Genomic DNA, 18772 nt, shown 5'->3' on the forward strand with positions numbered 1-18772 from the left:
TGGCAGGGGGCTCATGGCGTCGCTCCATCAAAGGCTTCCGCCACCAGGGTGCGGCTGACGGCAAAATCGGGGTTCGGGCCACTGCCGGCATCGGGCTGGCCACAGCGCCCTTCACTGCTGAATCGGTATCCAGTTTGGGTCCCGCCGGCCGCACTCACCGTCACCCTGTTGCAGGTGATGCTGGCCTGACACCCGGCAAGCCCGGGCTCGGTGAAGTCGAGCGCCACGGGGACGCACCGGCTGGCCTGCCCCTGCCACTCCCCATTGGGATAGAGTCGGTACAGTGCAACTTCCAGACCGCTCTGGGCCGCCATCAGGGCACGCACGCCGCGCACCTCCACCGTATGCTTCTCGCTGCTGTCCACCAGGAAACGCCCCATGGCCGCCGCCAGCAGGGCCATGATGACGATGACAAAGAGCGCGATCAGGATGGCGCTGCCCCGCTGGGACCTCACCATGGTGGGAGTGTCAGGGCGCATTGAGGGTTTCCAGCTTGTGGTGGAAGACGACGCGCTCGTCGCGCTGCTCGAACTCCAGCCGCAGCCCCACCTCGCTCTGGTTGAAGGCGGCTGGTTCCCGATAGAAGTAATAGCGCGCGGGGCGGATATGCTCGGCCATCAACCGGGTGGTCTCGCTGCTGCTCAGGGTGTCGTCGAGGGACTTGGCCATGCGCCAGAGGTTGCCCCCTCTCACGCAATAGAGCACCTGCTGATTCGCAAAATAGATGCGCTGGCCCGGCGAGTCCTTGGCGAGCGCACCAGCCAGGGTCAGCGGCACGGCCCCGGAGACGGGAGTTCCTACCTCGGTCACTCTGGCAGTGCAACTCCCCTGCACACACCCCTTGTCCAGCGTGATGGTACTGCCAGAGGTCGTGTCAGGCAGCGGATAGATGATGGCCGTATCTTCCTTTGCCGGCATGGTGACAGGCTCGACGATGCGAAGCACGGTGCTGCTCGCCGTCTCCAGGTAGCGGCCAGCGGTAGCGATGGGCCAGAACCGCAGACAGGCCCCCTGCTCCTGGGCACCGCCCCCTTCGTCCTCGACCCGCACCGAACCGGGGACGGCGTCACGCACCTCGCGATTGAGCCGCTCCAGGGCGAAACGGGCATCGCTCATCAGCTGCTCGCGGCGGCTGGCATCTCCGTAGATCTGGGTGCCGATGCCGATAAACTGGCTGGAAAATGTCGCCATCACCCCGAGCAGCAGGATCACCATCACCAGCTCCACCAGGGTGAAGCCCCCCTCACGCCCGGGTCGGACGCGGTAACAGGCGAGTCTGGCACATGGGTGTTCCCACGCGGCATCACGGGAATGTGGCTTGCCCATCAGTAGTTCCCCCGATAGAGGCCGAAGACCAGCTCGCTCCCGTCCGGCAGGCGCACGGTCAAGGTGATGCGCTTGCCGATGGACTCGGCCCCCTCCCCCGCGCTGCCAAAGAGGGTATCCGGCACCACCACGATCTTCACCTGGTAGCGCCGATACTCCTCCTCGCTGCTCGCGGCCGAGGCCTGGGTAAAGTAGCTGGCGTCCACCCAGCGGCCTGCCGTGTCGAAATCGTCCACGTCGTTGAACGTGTAGGGGCGGGTCTCGCCACCATCGGGGCCATAGTCGGCGCTCGCCGTGCAGGGGGGATAGGTAAAGGCGGGCACACCGGCCGTCTCGCCACAGCGAAAACGGCCGCCGTTGTGATCGGAATGCTCGTCGAAAGACTTTTCCAGCATCTCGCCGAGGATGCGCTGGGCGAGCTGGGCGGCGCGTACCTGCTGCACCGGATCCACCGCCTGGGGAGCCTGATTGATAAGCAGCCCCAGGATGCCGGTGAGCGCCACGGCCAGCAGCACGATGCCGACCACGAACTCGACCAGGGTGAAGCCGCGACGCGCCTTAGGGGAGCGCATGGATATAGCCTTCCGGCTCGATGCGCAGCCGGGCACTCTCCTGGCCGCTGCTGACAGCCAGTTCGCAGCCGTTGATGCAGCCTGGCCACAGGGGCCTGCCGCTGCGCTTGTCGAAATGGAATGTCCCCTGAGGAGAGAATTGCAGGTTGCCGGACGCCTGAACCAGGCGCCCGCGACTCTGCTCATTCCCACGCCAGCCTGAAATGGGGGCAGGCGCACAGCTCGCCCCGGTCAGATGGCCAAAGCGCCCCGCCTCCAGCACCAGCTGGGTGCAGCGCGCGTCCCCTTCCTGCATGTTCATGGTCTGCACCAGCCGCAGCCGGGCCACCAGCTCGTCACGCAGGGTATGGGTTTCAAAGCCGCCTTTGCCCAGCCATTTCGGCACGGCAAAGGCGGCCAGAATCCCGAGCAACAGGATCACGATCACCAGTTCAATCAGGGTGAAACCCTTCTGCATAAAGACCCTATTAAATGAAAAATGAACGGGGCAACTTAAGATGCCCCGTTCATTTAGACGTTATTTACAGGTTGCCAAAGAACCTGACACAGCGGCAGTCGCTGTAGAGGTGGAGGTGGCTGCGGTATAGACAACATAGCAACCATCACCCTTGGTATTTGTCGGATAGAACTTTGCGATACCACCAGCGTCGGTAGAACCCGCGCCACTGATCGCCCAACCGTCCAGGCTGACCGCTTTCACAATACCGTCAGCATTTGCAGTCGGGTAACCAAACAGAGTGGTGACAGTACCGCCAGCAACAGAGACATTCTTAACGGTAGAGGATGCCTCAACACCTTCCAAGGCAGCCTTGCTGTACACCAGACCAGAAGCACTTTGCAGTGCAGCTTGTACACCCTGTGCCGCAGCCGCCTTGGCATCATCCTGCAGATTCAGGAACTTGGGCGCGGCGGTGACCGCCAGAATGCCCAGGATGATGATCACGATCACCAGTTCGATCAGGGTAAAACCCGCTTGCTTCTTCATTACGTTTTCCTCTGTTTATCAATTGATATTGGTAGTCACCTGGCCGGAGGCCGGGCGGTAACTGAAACTCATGAACTCATCCGTGCTCCCTTGCGGGTCCTGATAGCGCCCATCACTTCCCTTGCTCAGGCTGTTGACCAGATAGTAACGGCAGACCGAATCCAGTCCATTGTTGCTCACCGTGGCATAGAACTTCAGGTCATTGCCGCTACCGCGTACCTCGTCAAAGTTGGCGGTCGCCTTGGGAGGATTCTGCAACAAGCCCTCCCAAATATTGAGACAGCGGGCCGCCGTCAGATTGGCCGGGTCCACATCGGGAGCGCCGCTCGCCGCCGTGTCCATGGGATACCCGGGAGAGAGCTCGCCATTGCTGACCTGGCTGTCGGTCGGCGTGGTCAGATAGAAACGCGAGCCGTCATAGAGCACGGTGTTGAGCCCATCCTGCCTGGCACGCCCTTCGGCCTCCCACTGGGCCCGCACCAGGGACACCCCGGTGGCAAAACCGCCGGACACCCCTTCCACGCTCGCCTTCTTCGCCTCGTCGGTCACATCGAGAAAACGGGGCAAGGCGGTGACGGCCAGGATCCCCAGGATCACGATGACGATCACCAGCTCAATCAGGGAAAAACCGGCCATCCGGCCAAGCGCCCGAACGGGTCTCACTCTCTTTGCTGCCATGCTGCCTCCGTAATGGTCCGCATTATTTCATGCGGATAGAAAAAAATCATGTCAATGAAATACTTGAAGCACCCAATCAGGGGAGGGCCACCACCCGGCCATTGGTGAAGCTGTAGTGCAGCCAGTGCCCTTCCTGGCCGAATTCACACCCGCCGCCCCCTTCGCTGGCAAGGGCCTGCCAGGACGAAAGCCCCTCATCGTGCCCCAGCAGGGCGAGCCAGAGCTGACGGCAATCGGCCGATGGCGACTGGCGCGGCAACACCGCCAGAGGCCAGCCCCGCTCATCGAACTGCCAGGCTGTGCCCTCGGCATGGAGCACCGACGGACGCCGCTCGTCGAGCCAGCGTCCGTGCAGGCGCTGGGCCCGCTGTGCAAACTGCTCACCGAGCAGGCTGGCGCTGATGGCCAGCGCCTCTTCCCTGTGATTGCGATAGCTCAGGGCCAGGGTGGCAAGGATTACCAGCAGCAGGATGCAGGCGATCAACCGCCTGTAGCCTCCCAGCCAGCGCTCATCCTGCTCGGACTGTCTGCTCATGCTCTTTCATACCTTGTTCTCTGTGCCCGGCACGGGCGGCATCCGGATGACCGTGAAGATACTGCCTACTGGCCGCGCACCGCTCTCATCATGTCCCACATGGGAGTGAAGATACCCAGCGCCAGCACCAGTACCATGACCGCCACTATGCCGATGAGGATGGGTTCGATGCGGGCGGTGAGGCTCTTGAGGTCATAATCCACTTCACGCTCGTAATACTCGGCCGCTTCGTGCAGCAGCTCGTCCACTTGACCGGTCTCCTCCCCCACCGCGATCATCTGCATCACCAGAGGGGTGAAGAGGCCGCTGGTGCCGGCGGTGCGCAGCAGGCTCTCCCCCCGCTCGATGCCGCCCCGCATGTCGCGGATCTGCCCCGCCATCCAGGCATTGTCGACCGCATCGGCCACCAGGGTCAGCGCCGTGTTGAGCGGCACGCCGGCCTTGAGCATCATGGAGAAGCTGCGGGCAAAACGGGCAAGCAGGGAGCGCTCTATGATGGAGCCGACGATGGGCAGCCGCAGCTGCCATCTGTGCCAGGTCAGCCTGCCTTTGGTGGTGGCGACCCAGCGTCGCCAGCCGACGACGGCGCCCACCAGGATGGCGAGCAGCAGCCACCAGTAGTGAACGAAGAAGTGGGAGGTGGCCAGCAGGATCCGGGTCGCCAGCGGCAGCTCCACCCCGAACTTGGCAAACATCCCGGCAAAGACGGGGATCACCATGATATTAAGGATCACCATGGCGACGGCGATGGCAATCAGCACGAAGGTGGGGTAGCGCATGGCGGTCTTGATCCGCTTGCGGGTCTCCAGCTCCAGATCGAAATAGTTGGCGAGCTGCAGGAAGGCCTCCTCCAGCTGACCCGTGTTCTCCCCTACGTGGATGATGGCCACGAAGAGGCTGCTGAATACCTTCGGGTGCGACTGCATCGCGCTCGACAGCGGCCGGCCGTTGGCCAGATCCTCCCCCAGGGCGTGAAGCGCCCGCTTGAGGGGCTTGCTGTGGGCGCTCTCCTCCAGCCCCGCGATGGCGCGCAGGATGGGAATGCCTGCCCGGGTCAGGGCATACATCTGGCGGCTGAAGACCACCAGCTCTTCCAGCTTGACGCTCCCTTCCAGCAGCAGCGACCAGTCGATGCTGGCAGACCTGGCCTTGCCGGCCTTCAGCTCGGTGGGCATCACCCCGCGGCGCATCAGCTGCTCGGCGGCGGCCAGCTCGCTCACCGCTTCCACCACACCGCTGACGGCCTGGCCCTGGCTGTCACGCCCCTTGTAGGCAAAACGGTTCATGGGCGACCCCGGCAGAGTGATTCAGTACGATCCAGATGCCTCATGCGTTACCCCAGGTCCTCGGCCAGCCGAAGCACCTCGTCCACCGAGGTGATCCCCTCGCGGGCATAGTCGAGCGCCGTCAGGGCCAGGGGGCGGTAGTGCTCGTGCGCCCGTGCCGCCCGGGCAAACCCCTCGGCATCGTTGCGGCGCAGGGCATCCATCATGGATTGATCCAGCTCCAGCAGCTCGTAGACCCCGATCCGGCCCGCATAGCCGGTGAAGTTGCAGCTCTGGCAGCCCCGCCCCTTGTGATAGCGATGCTGGCCCGGCGCTTCACCGGAGAGCACCGAGAGCCAGGTGGCCTGCCCCTCGTCCGGCGCCGTCTCGCAGGCGCAGTGTTCACACACCCGCCGCACCAGGCGCTGGGCCACCACGGCCCGCAGGGCGCTCGCCACCAGATAGCCGGGCGCCCCCATGTCGATGAGACGCAGAGCACTGGTCACGGCGTCGTTGGTGTGCAAGGTGGTCAGCACCAGGTGACCCGTGATGGCGCCGCGCAGGCCGATCTCCACCGTCTCGTTGTCCCGCATCTCCCCCACCAGCAGGATGTCCGGATCCTGGCGTAGGGTGGAGCGCAGCACCTGGGAGAAGGTGAGCCCTATCTTGGGATTGACCTGCACCTGGCTGATGCGGGGCAGACGGTACTCCACCGGGTCTTCCACCGTGATGATCTTGTGGCTGGCCTGGTTGAGCTCGGAGAGGGCGCCGTAGAGCGTCGTGGTCTTGCCGCTGCCGGTCGGGCCCGTCACCAGGATCATGCCGTGAGGGCGTTTGAGCTGACGGCGGAAGCGGGTCAGGATGGCGGGTGGCATCCCGGTCTCGGCGAGCGACAAGATGCCGGAGGATTGATCCAGCAGCCGCATCACCACGGACTCGCCATACTGCACCGGCATGGTGGACATCCGCACATCCACATCGCGGCCGCGCACCTTCATGTTGAAGCGGCCATCCTGGGGCAGACGCTTCTCGGAGATGTCGAGCCCGGCCACCAGCTTGAGGCGCAGCACCAGCGCCTGGGCGATGCGCACCTCGTTGAGGATGTTCTCGTGCAGCACGCCGTCGATACGCTGGCGAATGCGCAGCACCTTCTCGTCCGGTTCGATATGGATGTCGGAGGCCCCCACCTGTACCGCGTCCTCGAACAGGGAGCGCAGCAGCTTGGCCACCGTCGCCTCCCCCTCGTCGGCTGCGGCATTGAGGCTGCCGGCCCCCAGCTCGAAGCCGGTCTCCTGGTGCTCTTCGTGCAGTTGCACCGCGAAGTTCTCTATCTCCCGGGTGCGGCGATAGAGGCGGTCGAAATACTCCAGCAGCTGGCCTTCACGGGCCACGGCCAGCACCAGCTCCCGCGGGCTGAGCAGGGCAGCGATGGCGTCGAGGGCGCTCAGATCCGCCGGATCCGACATCACCACGGTGACCTTGTCGTCGCTCAGGTTGACGGCCAGCGCCCGGTAGCGGCGCGCCTGTACCTCGGGCAACAGCGCCACGGCCGAGACGTCGATGGTGAGGTTGTTGAGATCGAAGAAGGGCACATCCAGCTGACGGGCGAGGAAGGTCAGCAGTTGCACCTCGCTGATGAAGCCGAGATCGATGAGGGTGGTCCCCAGCTTGCGGCCGGTCTGGCGCTGCTGCTGCAGGGCGAGCTGCAGCTGATCATCCGAGATGATCTGTTCCTGTACCAGCAGGTCGCCTAGGCGCATTTTCAGTCTGGGTTGTGCCATTGTTGCTCCGATCTCTGTTGCTTCACGCCCGCTGCCTGGTCCGATGGCATGGGCTCATCGAACTGCCGCTTTAATCAATGGGTCAGTTGGCCAATTCGTTGTTCGAGCCATTGGGTGGAGGCCTCCCCCAGATTGCCGTGCAACTGGGCATTGCGATAGGCATCCAGTGCCCGCTGACGGTGTCCCTGACCATCCTCCGCCACCCCCAGTCCCAGCCACCAGCGCCCCTGATCTGGCTGCTGGCGCAACAGCCTGACGTACATCTCGGACGCCTGGACAGGCTGCCCCAGCTCCTGGGCAAGGCCGGCCCAGGTGGCGTAATAATCCAGATTGCTGGCAATATCGGGCTGATAGCCGGTGAGCCAATCCAGCGCCTTCTGCCGATCCCCTACGCTGATGGCCACACGGGCCAGCAGCAGACGCAGGTCCGCCTGCGCGGGATCCAGCCTCAGCCCCTCTTCCAGCACCTGGGCGGCCTCGGTCAGCCGTCCGGCGCCATAGAGCAGGCCCGCCAGCTGTTCCCGCGCCCCCTGGTTGTGGGGATCGTGGGCCAGCACCTCGTAGTAGCCATCCTGCGCCTCCTGCATCCGTCCCTTGGCCATGGCCGTGGTCGCCTTGCGCTCGGCCAGGGTGGCCAGCTCGGCGTCGGAGAGTTCCACCGTCTCGATCTTCAGGATCCCGGGTTTGCGCGGCGCGGCGGGTGCAGGCGCCTCTTCGGCGCTCTGCTCCGCGGCCAGCTCGGCATAGAGGTCCGGCTGCAGCTCCTCGTCGCTCGGGATCGTCTCGTCCCCCAGCGCTTCCTCCGGATTGCCCTCATCGGCGAGCACGGCCTCATCGGCCGGAGCCTGCTCGGCTGCGGAGGGGGCCACTCTCGCGGCGGTCGACTCGGCACTGGCGGCGGGCACCTTTGCCACTGGCGCAGCAGAGGAGACCGCCTGCGTGGTGGCCACCACCGCCAGGGGCGCGGATGGCGCCACCGCAGGGGCGGTGCGGGGGGCCTCGACCTGCGCCGCTGGCAGGGAGGCTCGCAGGCTCTGCTGCCAGAAGATCCAGGTGCGCCAGCCGAGGATCCCCAGGGCCAGGGTACACAGCAGGGTCAGCACCAGCATCCACCAGCCTTGCTGGCGCACCGGCGCCACATAGACGGCGGCTCCCTCGGCCTCTTGCTGACGCCTATCCAGATCTTTCAGCATCTGATTGATCACGCTCATGACCAGACTCCATACGCCAGGGCGGTGCCCAACAACAACAACAGGGGCCACCAGAGGGTGAGACGGCCACGGCGGACATCATCGGTATCCCGGATGGCGAGCCGGACCAGGGCGCTGTCGATCCGCCGCACACCGCGACCATAGGCCAGCATCAGGCACTTCTGCGCCAGTATGTTGATGAGGCGGGGAATGCCGCGGGATGCGCGCCACAGCCTGCGCAGGGCGCGGCCATCGAACAGGGCGGCCCCGCGATAGCCGGACACCTGCAGCCGGTACTCCAGATAGGCCCGGGTCTCGTCGAGCCGCAGCGGCCGCAAACGGTAGGAGAAGCCGATGCGCTGGCGCAGCTGGCGCAGACGGGTTTGCCGAGTCGGTTATCCAGCTCCGGCTGGCCGAACAGCACGATCTGCAGCAGCTTGCTGGATTCGGTCTCCAGGTTGCCAAACAGCCGGATCGCCTCCAGAGTCTCGTCGGGCAGGGCCTGCGCCTCGTCGATCAGCACCACCACCCGACTCCCCTGCCGATGCAGGGAGATCAGATGGCGGTGAATACGATCCGTGAGATCCAGCTCGCTCTCCCCCGCCAGCGTCAACCCCAGCTCCAGGGCCAGGGCCGTGCGCAGCTCCCCCGGAGTGAGATGGGGGTTGGGCAGCCAGGCCAGGCGCACCGGGCAGGCCTCGGAGCCGAGCTCGCTCAGCAGTTTGCGACAGAGCAGGGTCTTGCCGGTGCCGACCTCGCCGGTCACCTTGATGAACCCCTCCCCCTGGGAGAGCGCCCAGTTGAGCACCTGCATGGCCTCCTCGTGGGGGGGCAGGCCGTAATAGAAACCGGTGTTCGGGGTCAGGCCGAAGGGGGCCTCCCGCAGTCCGAAGTGACTCAGATACATGCATCCTCCCGGCCAGAGTCCCGGGTGCGCAGCCGCAGACAGCCCCGGATCAGCGACATGGCGCCACCGCCGTCGGGCAGGGCAGAGTGGCGGCAGCCGGGAGGCGCCGCCACATGGGAGAAGGAGTGCTCAACAGGCGCGTCATCCCGGATCAGCCCTTGGGGGGATACCATTTGTCGAGCAGCTCGGAGGAGCGTTGCAGCTCTTTCTGCCAGGTGTCCTTTTCCACCACGGTGGGCTTGAGCAGGATCACCAGCTCCACCTTGCGGTTGCTCTCCCGGCGGTTGGTGAAGGCCTCGCCGACCCAGGGGATGTCACCCAGCAGGGGCACCTTGCTGACAATCTCCTGCCTGTCGGTCTTCATCAGACCACCGATGACGATGATGTCCCCATTGTTGGCCTGCACCACGGTATCGGACTCGCGGATGGAGCTCTTGGCCAGCGGCAACACCAGGGGATCGGCGGTGCCGACGTTGATGGTCTTGCTCTGCTCCTCGGTATCGATGACGGAGGGGTGGATATGCAGCAATACCTTGCCCTGCTCGTCGATCTGGGGCGTCACGTCCAGGGCTATCCCCGAGAAGAAGGGGGTCAGCTCCACGTTCGGGGTGACGATGGGGGCCGAAGTCCCCGAGGTGGTGGTGGTGGTCGAGGCGTTGGTGACGAAGTATTCGTCCGTCCCCACCTTGATCACCGCTTTCTGGTTGTTGGTGGCCGTCACGCGCGGGCTGGAGAGGGTGTTCACATCCCCCTGGGTCTTGAGCAGGCTGACCGCGACGTTGAAGTTGCCATCAGAGATGGTGAAGCCGGCGCCGCCCCCCAGAGCCCGGAAGATCTGGTTGGGGGTCGAAGCGATGGGGCTGTCCAGCAGGGAGCCGCCCCCCGTGATGCCCTTGCCGCCGTCCCAGCTTGCGGAGAGGCCGCTCCAGTCCACCCCCTGCTCGTAACCCTCGTTGAGGGACACTTCCAGGATCCGCGCTTCCAGCACCACCTGGCGCTTGAGGTGTTCGCCGGACTGGTCCAGGAACTCGCGCACCGCCTTGAGCTCCTTGGGATAGGCACGCACCGTGACCAGGCCCGCCTGGGGACTGGTGATGACGGCCCGCCCTTCCCCTGTGCCGATCAGGGTCTGCAGGGCATCCCGCAGATCGGTCCAGTAGTCGTTGTTGCTGTCCGTCTCGATGCGGGTGCCGTTGCTGTTGGTGTTGTTGTCACCGCTGGCGGTGTTGCCCTGGCTGTTGTTGTTGCCGCTGTTGTTCAGGCCGTTGTCGAAGTTGTTGTTATTGCCATTGTTGTTGTCGTTGGCCGTCACCCCGCCTGTGCTCACCGAGGTACGGGAGAGACCGCGCCGGGCCATCATCAGGTAGTTGACCGGAATGGTCTCGGTGCGCAGACCGGCGGGATAGACGTGGAACACGTTGCCCTTGCGCTGTACGTCGAAGCCGTACATGTCGCCGACGGTCGCCAGCGCCTCCTGCAAGGTCACGTCCTTGAGCTCTACCGAAATGACGCCCGCCACACCGGGATGGACCGCCACGCTGTAGCGGGAGCCCTTGAACAGGGAGCCGAAGAACTCCACCGCGTCCACGTCATGGGCCGCGATGCGCATCCGCTTCTCGGGAATGGTCATCGGCTGCTGGGGACGATTGAGCTGCAACAGCTCGCTCTGCACCGAGGGCGGCAGGGAAGTCAGGGGGGCGGTCGGGCTCTGCTCGCTCATCGCCTGCTTGAGTGCATCTTTGGCCTGTACCGGCTCGGGGTGACGATAGGTAGTGCAACCCGCCACCGCCAGCGCGAGGGGAAGCAGACAAAAAGGGTGTTTTTTCATGTTATTCGTGCACCTGACTCGCTAAGAAACTCGACAAACCTGGCCCGCACCATCCGTGCGACACCCACTTCACATCCGGATCTTGCTGCCAAACAGGGTCAGTGTCTGGCGTTCGCCCGCTTTTTCCAGCACCACGCTGTCGGCGCTGATCCCCACCAGCCGGAATCCGTTGACCTGCTGGCCGACCCGGTAGCTTTGACCGTCGAGCACCGCCAGGGCGGGCCCGCTCCCCAGGATGACGCTCTGCAACCTGGGCAGACCGGCCTCCTTGGCGACACTCGCCGCCGAGCCGGATCCCGCCAGGGGCAAGGTGGGATCCTGCAGCACCTCGGCCTGGGCCTGCAGCGCGAGCAGGCTCCCCCACAGGGCCAGCCAGCGCCAGGATGGGAAGGCAAAAATGCGGGATCCCGTCCCGCCGACATGCCGCTTAACCACGGATGAACTCCTTGCTGGTGCTGAGGGTGTAGATCTCCATCGCTACCGCCGCCTTGGGATGCTCGACCACCCGGTAGTCAAAGCCCTTCCAGTAGAAGTGGCGAGGCAGGGCTTCGAGCGCTTTCAGGTACTGGTAAACATCGAAATAGCCGCCCTCCAGCTGAAGCCGGATGCCGTGCCTGAACAGGTTCACCTTCTGCTCCCCGGCCATCAGCGGCTCGGGCGCCAGCGAAGTGAGCGCCACCATGTGCAGATTGGCGGAGCGCGACAGCAGCGCCTCCAGCACCTCAGGCATCTCGTGGGCCTGGATCAGATCCACCGTCTGGGCCTTGAGCGCCGCATCCAGCTTGCCGATCTCCTCATCCACGCCAGCCAGCTGGGTGCGCACGTTTTGATCCGGATCCCGCGCCAGCCTGGCCTGCTTGCCCTGGTTCTCGAGATCCATGATCTCCAGATCCCGCTGGGCAGAACTCAGCGCCAGCCGATCCTGCTCCAACCGCACGACGGCGGCATCCAGCCAGCCATAGGTGGCGATAGAGCCGACCAGCACCACGCCGGTCAGCATGATCAGCACCCGCTCACGCTGGCTGAGGGCGGCCAGCTTGTCCGCCCAGACCTGCCACTGCGCTTTCAGGCTCATCAGGGCTTCTCCCGTTCGATGCCGCTGAGCTGGAAGGCCAGCCGGCCCTCCTTGTCGCGGCTCAAGGTCAATTCACCAAACTGCTTGCCCGCCAGACTGGGGGTCTGCTTGAAACGGTTGACCCAGGCCGGCACGTCCTGGCTGCGGCCGGCGAAACCGGACAGGTTGACACGCCCGTCGGCGATCTCGATCCGCTGCAAGGAGAGCTGCGGATCCCGGATGCGGGAGAGATCGGCCATCAGCCCGGCATAGCCCCTGGATTTTTGCAGCGCCAGGCTGCCCAGCTGCCTGATCAGTCCCTGCTTGGCGGTCAGCTCCTCCTGCCTGGTGACAAGCTGTTGCTGCAGCAGGCCATCGGCCTGGTGGCGGGCCAGCTCGGCATCCAGCCGCTGCGCCTCGCCGCGTTTGACCTCCAGTTCAGCCCGCAGCTGGGCCAGCTCGCGCTCGACCCCGTGCTGCTGCCAGCCGATGACGGCGGCGGCGCACAGCAGCACCAGCACGCAAACGCCCCACACCAGCGCCATCTGGTTGAGACTGGCCCACTGCCGTCTGGGCCGAAACTCGGCGCCATAGAGGTTGATCTGACGCTTCATCAGGCATCCTCCCCCAGAGCCGCTGCATAGGCCGAGAGATATTCCACGCCAGACAGTAATTCGGACTTGTTGGCCATGGCAGCCGACATGGCAAGCGCGCTCATTGCTCACCTCCCAGGGCGGCAGCATAGGCCGAGAGATATTCGACTCCTGCCAGTACCGCCTTGTTTGCCATGGCTGACACCGGGAAACCGAATGTCTGCTCCAGGTGACGCACCAGTACCCCCATGGCGGAGGAGGCGATGGCCAGTTGCAACTGGCCGGGCTCGGGCAGCTTGAGATGGCCAGCCAGATAATCGATGGATCGCTGGATCTCCAGCGCCAGCGCGTCGAGCTGGTCGGCATCTGGCTCATGGCTGCCGGTGAGGCTCGCAAATCCGCGCAACTGGCGGGAGAAGCAGAGTCCGCCCCGATGGAAGACCAGCAGTTGCAGCTCCTGCCCCCGGGGTTGCCAGAGCAGCATGCGCACCATCTGGTCCGCCTCGTAGAGGGCCGTCATGGCCAGCTCGTCACTGACGATGGCCTCCAGGGTCGCCGCGCCGTTGACCGCATCCGCCACCTGCTGCACCCGGCTCTTGGGCATGCAGACAACGTTGATGCGCGGACGCCCGGCAGGGGGCGTCGGCAGGTCCACATAATCCATGGCGAGCTGCAACACCGGCTCGTTGACGAAATCCTTGATGGCCCAGGGCAGGGCCCCCGCCATCTCGGCATCGGGGACGGCGGGCTTGTCGATCTGGATCTGCTGATAAAGGCTGGCCGCGAGGGCCACCCGCACCTTAGACTTGGCCAGACCGTACCGGGAAAACAGCTCGGCCAGGGCCTTGGGCCAGTCGTGGGGGCCGTTGACAGGCTGGCTGGCAAACACGGGAACCGGGTCCACGCAGGCCAGCAGAATGCCATCGCTGGCCAGCAGGATCCCGACCTGATGGCTGGAGGGAGAACGCCTGAACAGTGACTTCATCTGGATCTTCACCTGGCCGCGTAAAACGGACTAAACCTTAACATAAACAGGCTATTAGCCTCCAACTTTATGACAAACGACGCATCGACGGCCACGCTGGCACCCACGGGAGACGATCCCATGGCCCCCCTTCAGCTCCCCTCCCCCCTGCACCGGATCCGACATCCTCTGCTGGCAGCCCATGACGTCACGCTCTGGTGCAAGCGGGACGATCTGATCCACCCGACCCTCTCCGGCAACAAGTGGCGAAAGCTCAAATACCATCTGCAACAGGCACAGATGCTGGGCAAGGGCCACATCCTCTCCTTTGGCGGCGCCTACTCCAATCACATTCACGCCCTGGCCGCAGCAGGACTCAGACTAGGACTGCGCACCACGGGCATCATACGCGGTGAAGGGGATACCGTCAGCAATCCCACCCTGAAAGCGGCGAAAGGCTGGGGCATGGATCTCGTTTTTGTCGACCGGCAGGACTATCGCCGGCGCCAGGATCCCGAATGGCTTGCCCGGTTCGAGGATGACGACACCCTGCTGGTACCGGAAGGAGGCAGCAGCCCGCTGGCCATCCCCGGAGTGGCCGAGCTTGTCGACGAGGTGCCCTTCTCGCCGGATCTCTGGGTGCTGCCCTGCGCCAGCGGCGGCACCCTGGCGGGGCTCATCGCGGGCAAGCGGGCGCAGGAGCAGATCCTGGCCATCGCGGTGCTCAAGGGGGCCGACTTCATCACCGGCGAGGTATGCCGGTTGCATCCGGCAGCGGCCACTACTCCGGGCTGGCGCATTGCGCTGGATCACCACGACGGCGGCTATGCCAGGTTCAGTCCGGCACTCTGGCAATGGGTGCAGGCATTCAGTGCCGAAACCGGCTTGCCGCTGGAACCCATCTACAGTGGCAAGGCGATGTGGGGGCTGTTTCGCGAACTGGCGGCAGGCCGCATTGCGCGCGGCAGCAAGATCATCTTCATCCACACCGGTGGCTTGCAGGGGCTGGCGGGCCTGCAGGAGCAGGGCCGCCTGTCACCCCGGCCGGGGCGCTAGTCAGGCAGGTTGAGGGGCTCGGGGTCGGCAAACCAGGGACCTTGACCGGCATGCACGCCCAGGTGTCGCAACATCTTCCACTCGTCGCCACTCTCCACCCCCACCGCGATGACCCGGGTCTGGGTATTGGCACAGCCCCCCACCAGACTGCGTACCGCCATCTGGTTGACCTGGCGCAGGTGGATCTCCCGCACCAGGCTGGGGTGCAGCTTGAGGAAGTGGATCTCGAACTCCTTGATGTACTGGGTGCTCACCACGTCCTGGCCCGCATGATCGATGGCAAGCCTGCACCCCAGCATGCGCATCGCCCGAAGCGGCCGCTTGAGGGCCTCGTAGTGGCGGGTCACCTGGGACTCCGACAACTGCAGGATCAACCCCTCGTTGGTACTGCGCGGCAACTGGAACAGCTCGAAGAAGAGCTCGCGCTGGAACTCGCGGGTGAGCAGGTTCTGGGCGCACAGAGAGAGGCTGATAGGGCAGCTCGATGCCGGTCGCTGGCGCAGCAGTCGCAAGGCTCGGGCCACCACCAGTCTGTCCAGCGGCAGCAGCAGACCGGCCTTCTCCGCCATGGGCATGAAGACCCCCGCCTGCAGCTCCCGGCCCTGCTCGTCGTGAAGGCGGATGAGCAGCTCCTGCTGCAACACCACCTGATCCCGCTCCTGCTGCACAGGCTGGACGTAGAAGTCGATGCCCTGCTCCTCGATGCGACGGCTGATCAGGGTGCGCCAGCGCACCGTTCCCTTGCTGCTCGCCTCCTCGTTGAGGGATTTCTCGAACAGGAACCAGCCGCTGTGTCCTTGCAGGCGTGCGCTCTTGAGCGCCAGCTCTGCCTCTTCCTGCACCTTGAGCAGGGAATCCTGTGCCTGGTAGCAGACCGCACCGAGATAGACGGCGGTGTCGGCATTGACCGCTTCGGGCCATTGCAGCCGCTGCAGACTCTTGAGCAACTGGCTGGCACCGTCCACCATCTCGCTCTCTGACATGTTAGGCAGCAGCACGGCAAAGACCTGACCGGCATAGCGCGCCTGCAGGGCTCCGCTGTGCTTTCGCACGAAGGCGGCGATGGTGGCGCTCGCCTCCATCAGGAGTTCCTGGCTCGGGCGCCCGCTCAGCTCGGGATCCAGCTCCTCCAGACCGGCCAGCTCGATCAGCAGCACACCGCCGCTGATCACGCTTGCTTCCATGATGGCGCTCTCCAGCCGGTTGTCGAAGAAGAGGCGGTTGCCGATGCCCGTTGTCTTGTCAACGAAGGCGTTGCTGCGGATGAAGTTGTCGAAGCGGCTGCGCTCCTTGCGGGCGTCGGCCAGCTCGGTCAGCAGATGGGTGAGGGCCTGACTGGCCGAAACAGGCCACTCTTCGGCAGGGTCATGGGCCAGCTTGGTCAGCTTGCCATCCAGGATCAGCTGGGCACGCTCCGCCAGCAGCTCGGCACCGCGCAACTGCAGACGCAGCCAGCGGATGGAGTACCAGAGCCCGAACACCACGATGAAGATACCCAGAGAGATGCCGAACATCGCCTTCATGGAGTACTCGAACTCCTTGAACGGCCTGTCCAGCTTGAAGTCGGCCCGCATCCCGGCCTGATTGGGGATCGCCTCGCTGTAGGCGATCAGCAGGCTCTCGTCCGTCTGCTGCTGCACATCGCGAAACCAGTAGACCCGCTGCTTGTCCTGACGGATCTCCAGCTCCACCACATGGGAGGCCCGCAACAGGGAGGGCAGCCACCGGGCAAGGGCTTGCTGGTCATCGGTCACCCCCAGTTGCTTGTCGATGATCTCCACCAGGGAGTCGACCCGGTTCTGCTGCAGCTCCATTCCCATCTGGCGAAAACTGAAGACCCCGCCGAGCATCACCATGGCCATGGCCGAGATCACGCACAGCGTAATAAAAGAGACGAGTTGAGTGGTCAGTTTCATGTACCTTTCCGTAGCCGACAGCATCCATAGGGCATCATGGTATCAGCCCAGACCAAACGCCGCCTATGGATGAAGATCCCGCTTCTGCAAATAAGCGGGCGGCTGCGTCATGCGGCGCCGTAGTGCAGGTCGCAAAAGAGAGAGGCATCAAGGGAGAGAGCGAGGGGACACAGGCTGAGGAGCGGACAGAAAAATGGTCCCACAACGGGGACCAAAAGAAACACTCATATCAAAACTAACACTCTGTGCTACTGACAAAAATAGATACAGGAGTATTGAACACACGGTGAGTCAAACCGCACCGCTACTTTAGCCACTTCAGATAAGCTGGACAATTGTCATTTATGACAGGTCAGCGATTGAATCTTGTTCAGGTGTGTAGCCATATCCTTTATTTATCAATTAATTATCGTTTTTGTTCCAAGTGTGACCAACTTGGCTCAAATCGATGCAGCTAATGCTATGATGCTTGAGTCTCAATCGGGTTGTTTCATTTCAGGGAAGAAGGATGCTCACCATGTCAGCACGATCTCCGCTATGGATTCCTCTGGCCCTCTTCTGTGTGCCCCCGCTGCTGATGCTGTTGCTCACCCCCCTGTTGAGCGACAAGCTGGCTCACCACCTGTTGCAGACAAAGGAAAGGGCTCTGCTCGACTACCAGCAGGAGCGCAACCAGCTCCTGGATCACGATGTCCCCGCTCAACTCGCCCACTTTGCCTTCGATTGCGGCCCCAAAGACATGGCGCTGCTGCGCTCACCCCAGTATTACAACCGCCATATTCGCCTGGCCGGCCTGCAGCTTGCCAACGGGAGCGGCTGCTCCACCCTGGGCCCCGCCCTGCCCCAGCTTGCCGACGCCGGCATACCGGTCTCCCCCGACTTTCATATATCCAGCACGGCCCCCATGTTCGATACCGAACGCGAAACCCTGGTCTATGCGAGACGCAACGGCAATCTGGCCTATTGGGTGCTCGACAGCAGCTGGAGCCATGAGCTGCTGCGCACCCCCTGCAACGACTGTTTCTATCTGGAGTTCAACCACAAGCACCCGACCCAGTCCGGGCTCTTTTTCCCCCGTGGCAACAAGCACATTCGAGAAGAGGCAAACCCGATGCGGCTGCTCAGTTTCGACCCCTAGCATCAGGTGGAGCAGACCCTCTGGGCTGGCGAGGCACTGAAACGCTACGTCCGCTCACAGATACACCGCGATGGCCTCTGGTCGGCCGGGGCGCTGGGGGCGCTGCTGGCTGCCCTCTACTGGAGCCTTAGAAACTACCGGCGATCCCTCAAAGGATTGCTGCAAAGAGGGCTGGCTCGGCGGGAGTTTATCCCCTTCTATCAGCCCATAGTGGACAGCAGAAACCGAAGGGTGGTGGGATTCGAGGCCTTGCTGCGCTGGCAGCGAGGACGGGATCTGGTGTCGCCAGGCACCTTCATCGCCTATGCGGAGGAGCAGGGGCTGATCCTGCCGATGACGGATCAACTGCTGGAGCGCATCCTGGCGGATCTCCCCGTCCTGGCCCCGCACCAGTGGGTCAGCGTCAATCTGGTGGCGGGCCATATCGAGCAGCCTCGTCTGCGCACCCAGTTGCAGCGCCATGGCTGGCCCTCGCCGGCCCGCCTCACCTTCGAACTCACCGAGCGGGATCCCATCAAGCACATCCAGGGGGCCATGGCGGAGATCGCAGCCCTGCAGGAGAGGGGCTATCACTTCAAGCTGGATGACTTCGGCACCGGCTATGGCGGCTTTGCCTACCTGCAACGGCTCGGCATTCGCCAGATCAAGATCGACAAGATGTTCGTGGATACCATAGGCACGGACGACCTCAAGCGCAGCGTGCTGGACGCCACCATCGCCTTCGGCCTCAAATCGGACATGGAGATGATCGCCGAAGGGGTCGAAACCCAGGAGCAGGTGGATTATCTGTATCGCCACGGAGTCCATCTGATCCAGGGCTACGTCTATGCCAAGCCCATGCCCCTGAGCAAACTGAAGATCTGGCTGATGGCATGGCAAGAGGGCGAGACAACCAGCCCCTCCAACCCGCACTGAGGCGGTATCTGCCCCGCCTCTCACCCTTTGCAACAAAATGATGCTCCGCATGAGGAGCATCTCCCCTTA

At 63.9% G+C, this 18772-nt stretch carries 18 protein-coding genes and 2 pseudogenes; 2 read left to right on the forward strand and 18 right to left on the reverse strand.

Translation table 11 applies throughout. The annotated features are described in order from the left end of the window. Positions 1-11: 11 nt before the first annotated feature. The 17 genes and pseudogenes from C2U37_RS05785 to C2U37_RS05865 form a co-directional block, all read right to left on the reverse strand. Positions 12-479 carry an MSHA biogenesis protein MshP gene (locus C2U37_RS05785; RefSeq protein WP_233768457.1) on the reverse strand — a complete coding sequence of 156 codons (468 nt, stop codon included), beginning with the start codon at positions 477-479 and terminating at the stop codon, positions 12-14. After that, positions 469-1326 carry a PilW family protein gene (locus C2U37_RS05790; RefSeq protein ID WP_158656232.1) on the reverse strand — a complete coding sequence of 286 codons (858 nt, stop codon included), beginning with the start codon at positions 1324-1326 and terminating at the stop codon, positions 469-471. Before C2U37_RS05790 ends, C2U37_RS05785 begins: the two co-directional genes overlap by 11 nt. Continuing rightward, positions 1326-1898, reverse strand: a complete 573-nt coding sequence (locus C2U37_RS05795) for a prepilin-type N-terminal cleavage/methylation domain-containing protein (protein ID WP_104452002.1) — start codon at positions 1896-1898, stop codon at positions 1326-1328. Before C2U37_RS05795 ends, C2U37_RS05790 begins: the two co-directional genes overlap by 1 nt. Beyond that, entirely contained in the window at positions 1885-2355 is a 471-nt protein-coding gene (locus tag C2U37_RS05800; RefSeq protein ID WP_104452003.1) for a pilus assembly FimT family protein, read from the reverse strand. The genes C2U37_RS05795 and C2U37_RS05800 overlap by 14 nt, the downstream gene beginning before the upstream one ends. A 60-nt stretch (positions 2356-2415) precedes the next feature. Continuing rightward, positions 2416-2883 (reverse strand): prepilin-type N-terminal cleavage/methylation domain-containing protein, encoded by a 468-nt coding sequence (locus C2U37_RS25235; protein WP_104452004.1) that lies wholly within the window; start codon positions 2881-2883, stop codon positions 2416-2418. 18 nt (positions 2884-2901) lie between these two features. Further along, positions 2902-3561, reverse strand: coding sequence for a type II secretion system protein (locus tag C2U37_RS05810; protein ID WP_104452005.1), 660 nt, complete (start codon positions 3559-3561; stop codon positions 2902-2904). Positions 3562-3637: 76 nt separating this feature from the next. Further along, on the reverse strand, positions 3638-4096 hold the full coding sequence (locus tag C2U37_RS05815; protein WP_104452006.1) for a hypothetical protein: 459 nt from the start codon (positions 4094-4096) through the stop codon (positions 3638-3640). 65 nt (positions 4097-4161) lie between these two features. After that, positions 4162-5382, reverse strand: a complete 1221-nt coding sequence (locus C2U37_RS05820) for a type II secretion system F family protein (RefSeq protein WP_104452007.1) — start codon at positions 5380-5382, stop codon at positions 4162-4164. A gap of 47 nt (positions 5383-5429) precedes the next feature. Further along, positions 5430-7142, reverse strand: coding sequence for an MSHA fimbrial ATPase MshE (gene mshE, locus C2U37_RS05825; RefSeq protein ID WP_104452008.1), 1713 nt, complete (start codon positions 7140-7142; stop codon positions 5430-5432). Positions 7143-7216: 74 nt separating this feature from the next. Then, complete coding sequence (locus C2U37_RS05830) at positions 7217-8353, reverse strand: tetratricopeptide repeat protein (protein ID WP_103858945.1); 1137 nt, start codon at positions 8351-8353, stop codon at positions 7217-7219. After that, a pseudogene (locus tag C2U37_RS05835) lies at positions 8350-9239 on the reverse strand (ExeA family protein). Before C2U37_RS05835 ends, C2U37_RS05830 begins: the two are co-directional and overlap by 4 nt. Beyond that, a complete protein-coding gene (locus C2U37_RS24550) occupies positions 9230-9412 on the reverse strand; it encodes a hypothetical protein (protein WP_158656104.1) in 183 nt (60 codons plus the stop codon). Before C2U37_RS24550 ends, C2U37_RS05835 begins: the two are co-directional and overlap by 10 nt. Then, the gene (gene mshL, locus C2U37_RS05840; RefSeq protein ID WP_042880373.1) at positions 9391-11067 is read right to left on the reverse strand and encodes a pilus (MSHA type) biogenesis protein MshL; all 1677 of its coding nucleotides are present in this window, start codon (positions 11065-11067) and stop codon (positions 9391-9393) included. Before mshL ends, C2U37_RS24550 begins: the two co-directional genes overlap by 22 nt. Before the next feature lie 69 nt (positions 11068-11136). Continuing rightward, positions 11137-11466 carry a SctD/MshK family protein gene (locus C2U37_RS05845; protein WP_183149941.1) on the reverse strand — a complete coding sequence of 110 codons (330 nt, stop codon included), beginning with the start codon at positions 11464-11466 and terminating at the stop codon, positions 11137-11139. A 28-nt stretch (positions 11467-11494) separates the two neighbouring features. Then, positions 11495-12142, reverse strand: a complete 648-nt coding sequence (locus C2U37_RS05850; protein ID WP_104452009.1) for an MSHA biogenesis protein MshJ — start codon at positions 12140-12142, stop codon at positions 11495-11497. After that, positions 12142-12735, reverse strand: a complete 594-nt coding sequence (locus C2U37_RS05855; RefSeq protein WP_104452010.1) for a PilN domain-containing protein — start codon at positions 12733-12735, stop codon at positions 12142-12144. Before C2U37_RS05855 ends, C2U37_RS05850 begins: the two co-directional genes overlap by 1 nt. A gap of 100 nt (positions 12736-12835) precedes the next feature. After that, positions 12836-13699, reverse strand: coding sequence for an MSHA biogenesis protein MshI (locus tag C2U37_RS05865; RefSeq protein WP_104452011.1), 864 nt, complete (start codon positions 13697-13699; stop codon positions 12836-12838). Between the two features lie 120 nt (positions 13700-13819). On the opposite strand from C2U37_RS05865, the gene C2U37_RS05870 reads away from it, so the two are divergent. Continuing rightward, positions 13820-14734 (forward strand): 1-aminocyclopropane-1-carboxylate deaminase/D-cysteine desulfhydrase, encoded by a 915-nt coding sequence (locus C2U37_RS05870; protein WP_050498262.1) that lies wholly within the window; start codon positions 13820-13822, stop codon positions 14732-14734. On the opposite strand, the gene C2U37_RS05875 is transcribed toward C2U37_RS05870, so the two are convergent. Then, positions 14731-16650 carry an EAL domain-containing protein gene (locus tag C2U37_RS05875; RefSeq protein ID WP_104452013.1) on the reverse strand — a complete coding sequence of 640 codons (1920 nt, stop codon included), beginning with the start codon at positions 16648-16650 and terminating at the stop codon, positions 14731-14733. The genes C2U37_RS05870 and C2U37_RS05875 overlap by 4 nt on opposite strands. Positions 16651-17167: 517 nt before the next feature. Between C2U37_RS05875 and C2U37_RS05880 the strand changes: the two are divergent. After that, positions 17168-18703, forward strand: a pseudogene (locus C2U37_RS05880) (EAL domain-containing protein). Positions 18704-18772 lie beyond the last annotated feature (69 nt).

It is taken from the genome of Aeromonas sp. ASNIH1, from assembly GCF_002934285.1.
GTDB classification, from domain to species: Bacteria; Pseudomonadota; Gammaproteobacteria; order Enterobacterales; family Aeromonadaceae; genus Aeromonas; species Aeromonas caviae.

Bases quoted from the DNA above. Each gene is read 5' to 3' on its own strand.
- C2U37_RS05785 (WP_233768457.1), bottom strand. From the start codon at position 479: ATGCGCCCTGACACTCCCACCATGGTGAGGTCCCAGCGGGGCAGCGCC.
- C2U37_RS05790 (WP_158656232.1), bottom strand. From the start codon at position 1,326: ATGGGCAAGCCACATTCCCGTGATGCCGCGTGGGAACACCCATGTGCC.
- C2U37_RS05795 (WP_104452002.1), bottom strand. From the start codon at position 1,898: ATGCGCTCCCCTAAGGCGCGTCGCGGCTTCACCCTGGTCGAGTTCGTG.
- C2U37_RS05800 (WP_104452003.1), bottom strand. From the start codon at position 2,355: ATGCAGAAGGGTTTCACCCTGATTGAACTGGTGATCGTGATCCTGTTG.
- C2U37_RS25235 (WP_104452004.1), bottom strand. From the start codon at position 2,883: ATGAAGAAGCAAGCGGGTTTTACCCTGATCGAACTGGTGATCGTGATC.
- C2U37_RS05810 (WP_104452005.1), bottom strand. From the start codon at position 3,561: ATGGCAGCAAAGAGAGTGAGACCCGTTCGGGCGCTTGGCCGGATGGCC.
- C2U37_RS05815 (WP_104452006.1), bottom strand. From the start codon at position 4,096: ATGAGCAGACAGTCCGAGCAGGATGAGCGCTGGCTGGGAGGCTACAGG.
- C2U37_RS05820 (WP_104452007.1), bottom strand. From the start codon at position 5,382: ATGAACCGTTTTGCCTACAAGGGGCGTGACAGCCAGGGCCAGGCCGTC.
- mshE (WP_104452008.1), bottom strand. From the start codon at position 7,142: ATGGCACAACCCAGACTGAAAATGCGCCTAGGCGACCTGCTGGTACAG.
- C2U37_RS05830 (WP_103858945.1), bottom strand. From the start codon at position 8,353: ATGAGCGTGATCAATCAGATGCTGAAAGATCTGGATAGGCGTCAGCAA.
- C2U37_RS24550 (WP_158656104.1), bottom strand. From the start codon at position 9,412: ATGGTATCCCCCCAAGGGCTGATCCGGGATGACGCGCCTGTTGAGCAC.
- mshL (WP_042880373.1), bottom strand. From the start codon at position 11,067: ATGAAAAAACACCCTTTTTGTCTGCTTCCCCTCGCGCTGGCGGTGGCG.
- C2U37_RS05850 (WP_104452009.1), bottom strand. From the start codon at position 12,142: ATGAGCCTGAAAGCGCAGTGGCAGGTCTGGGCGGACAAGCTGGCCGCC.
- C2U37_RS05855 (WP_104452010.1), bottom strand. From the start codon at position 12,735: ATGAAGCGTCAGATCAACCTCTATGGCGCCGAGTTTCGGCCCAGACGG.
- C2U37_RS05865 (WP_104452011.1), bottom strand. From the start codon at position 13,699: ATGAAGTCACTGTTCAGGCGTTCTCCCTCCAGCCATCAGGTCGGGATC.
- C2U37_RS05870 (WP_050498262.1), top strand. From the start codon at position 13,820: ATGGCCCCCCTTCAGCTCCCCTCCCCCCTGCACCGGATCCGACATCCT.
- C2U37_RS05875 (WP_104452013.1), bottom strand. From the start codon at position 16,650: ATGAAACTGACCACTCAACTCGTCTCTTTTATTACGCTGTGCGTGATC.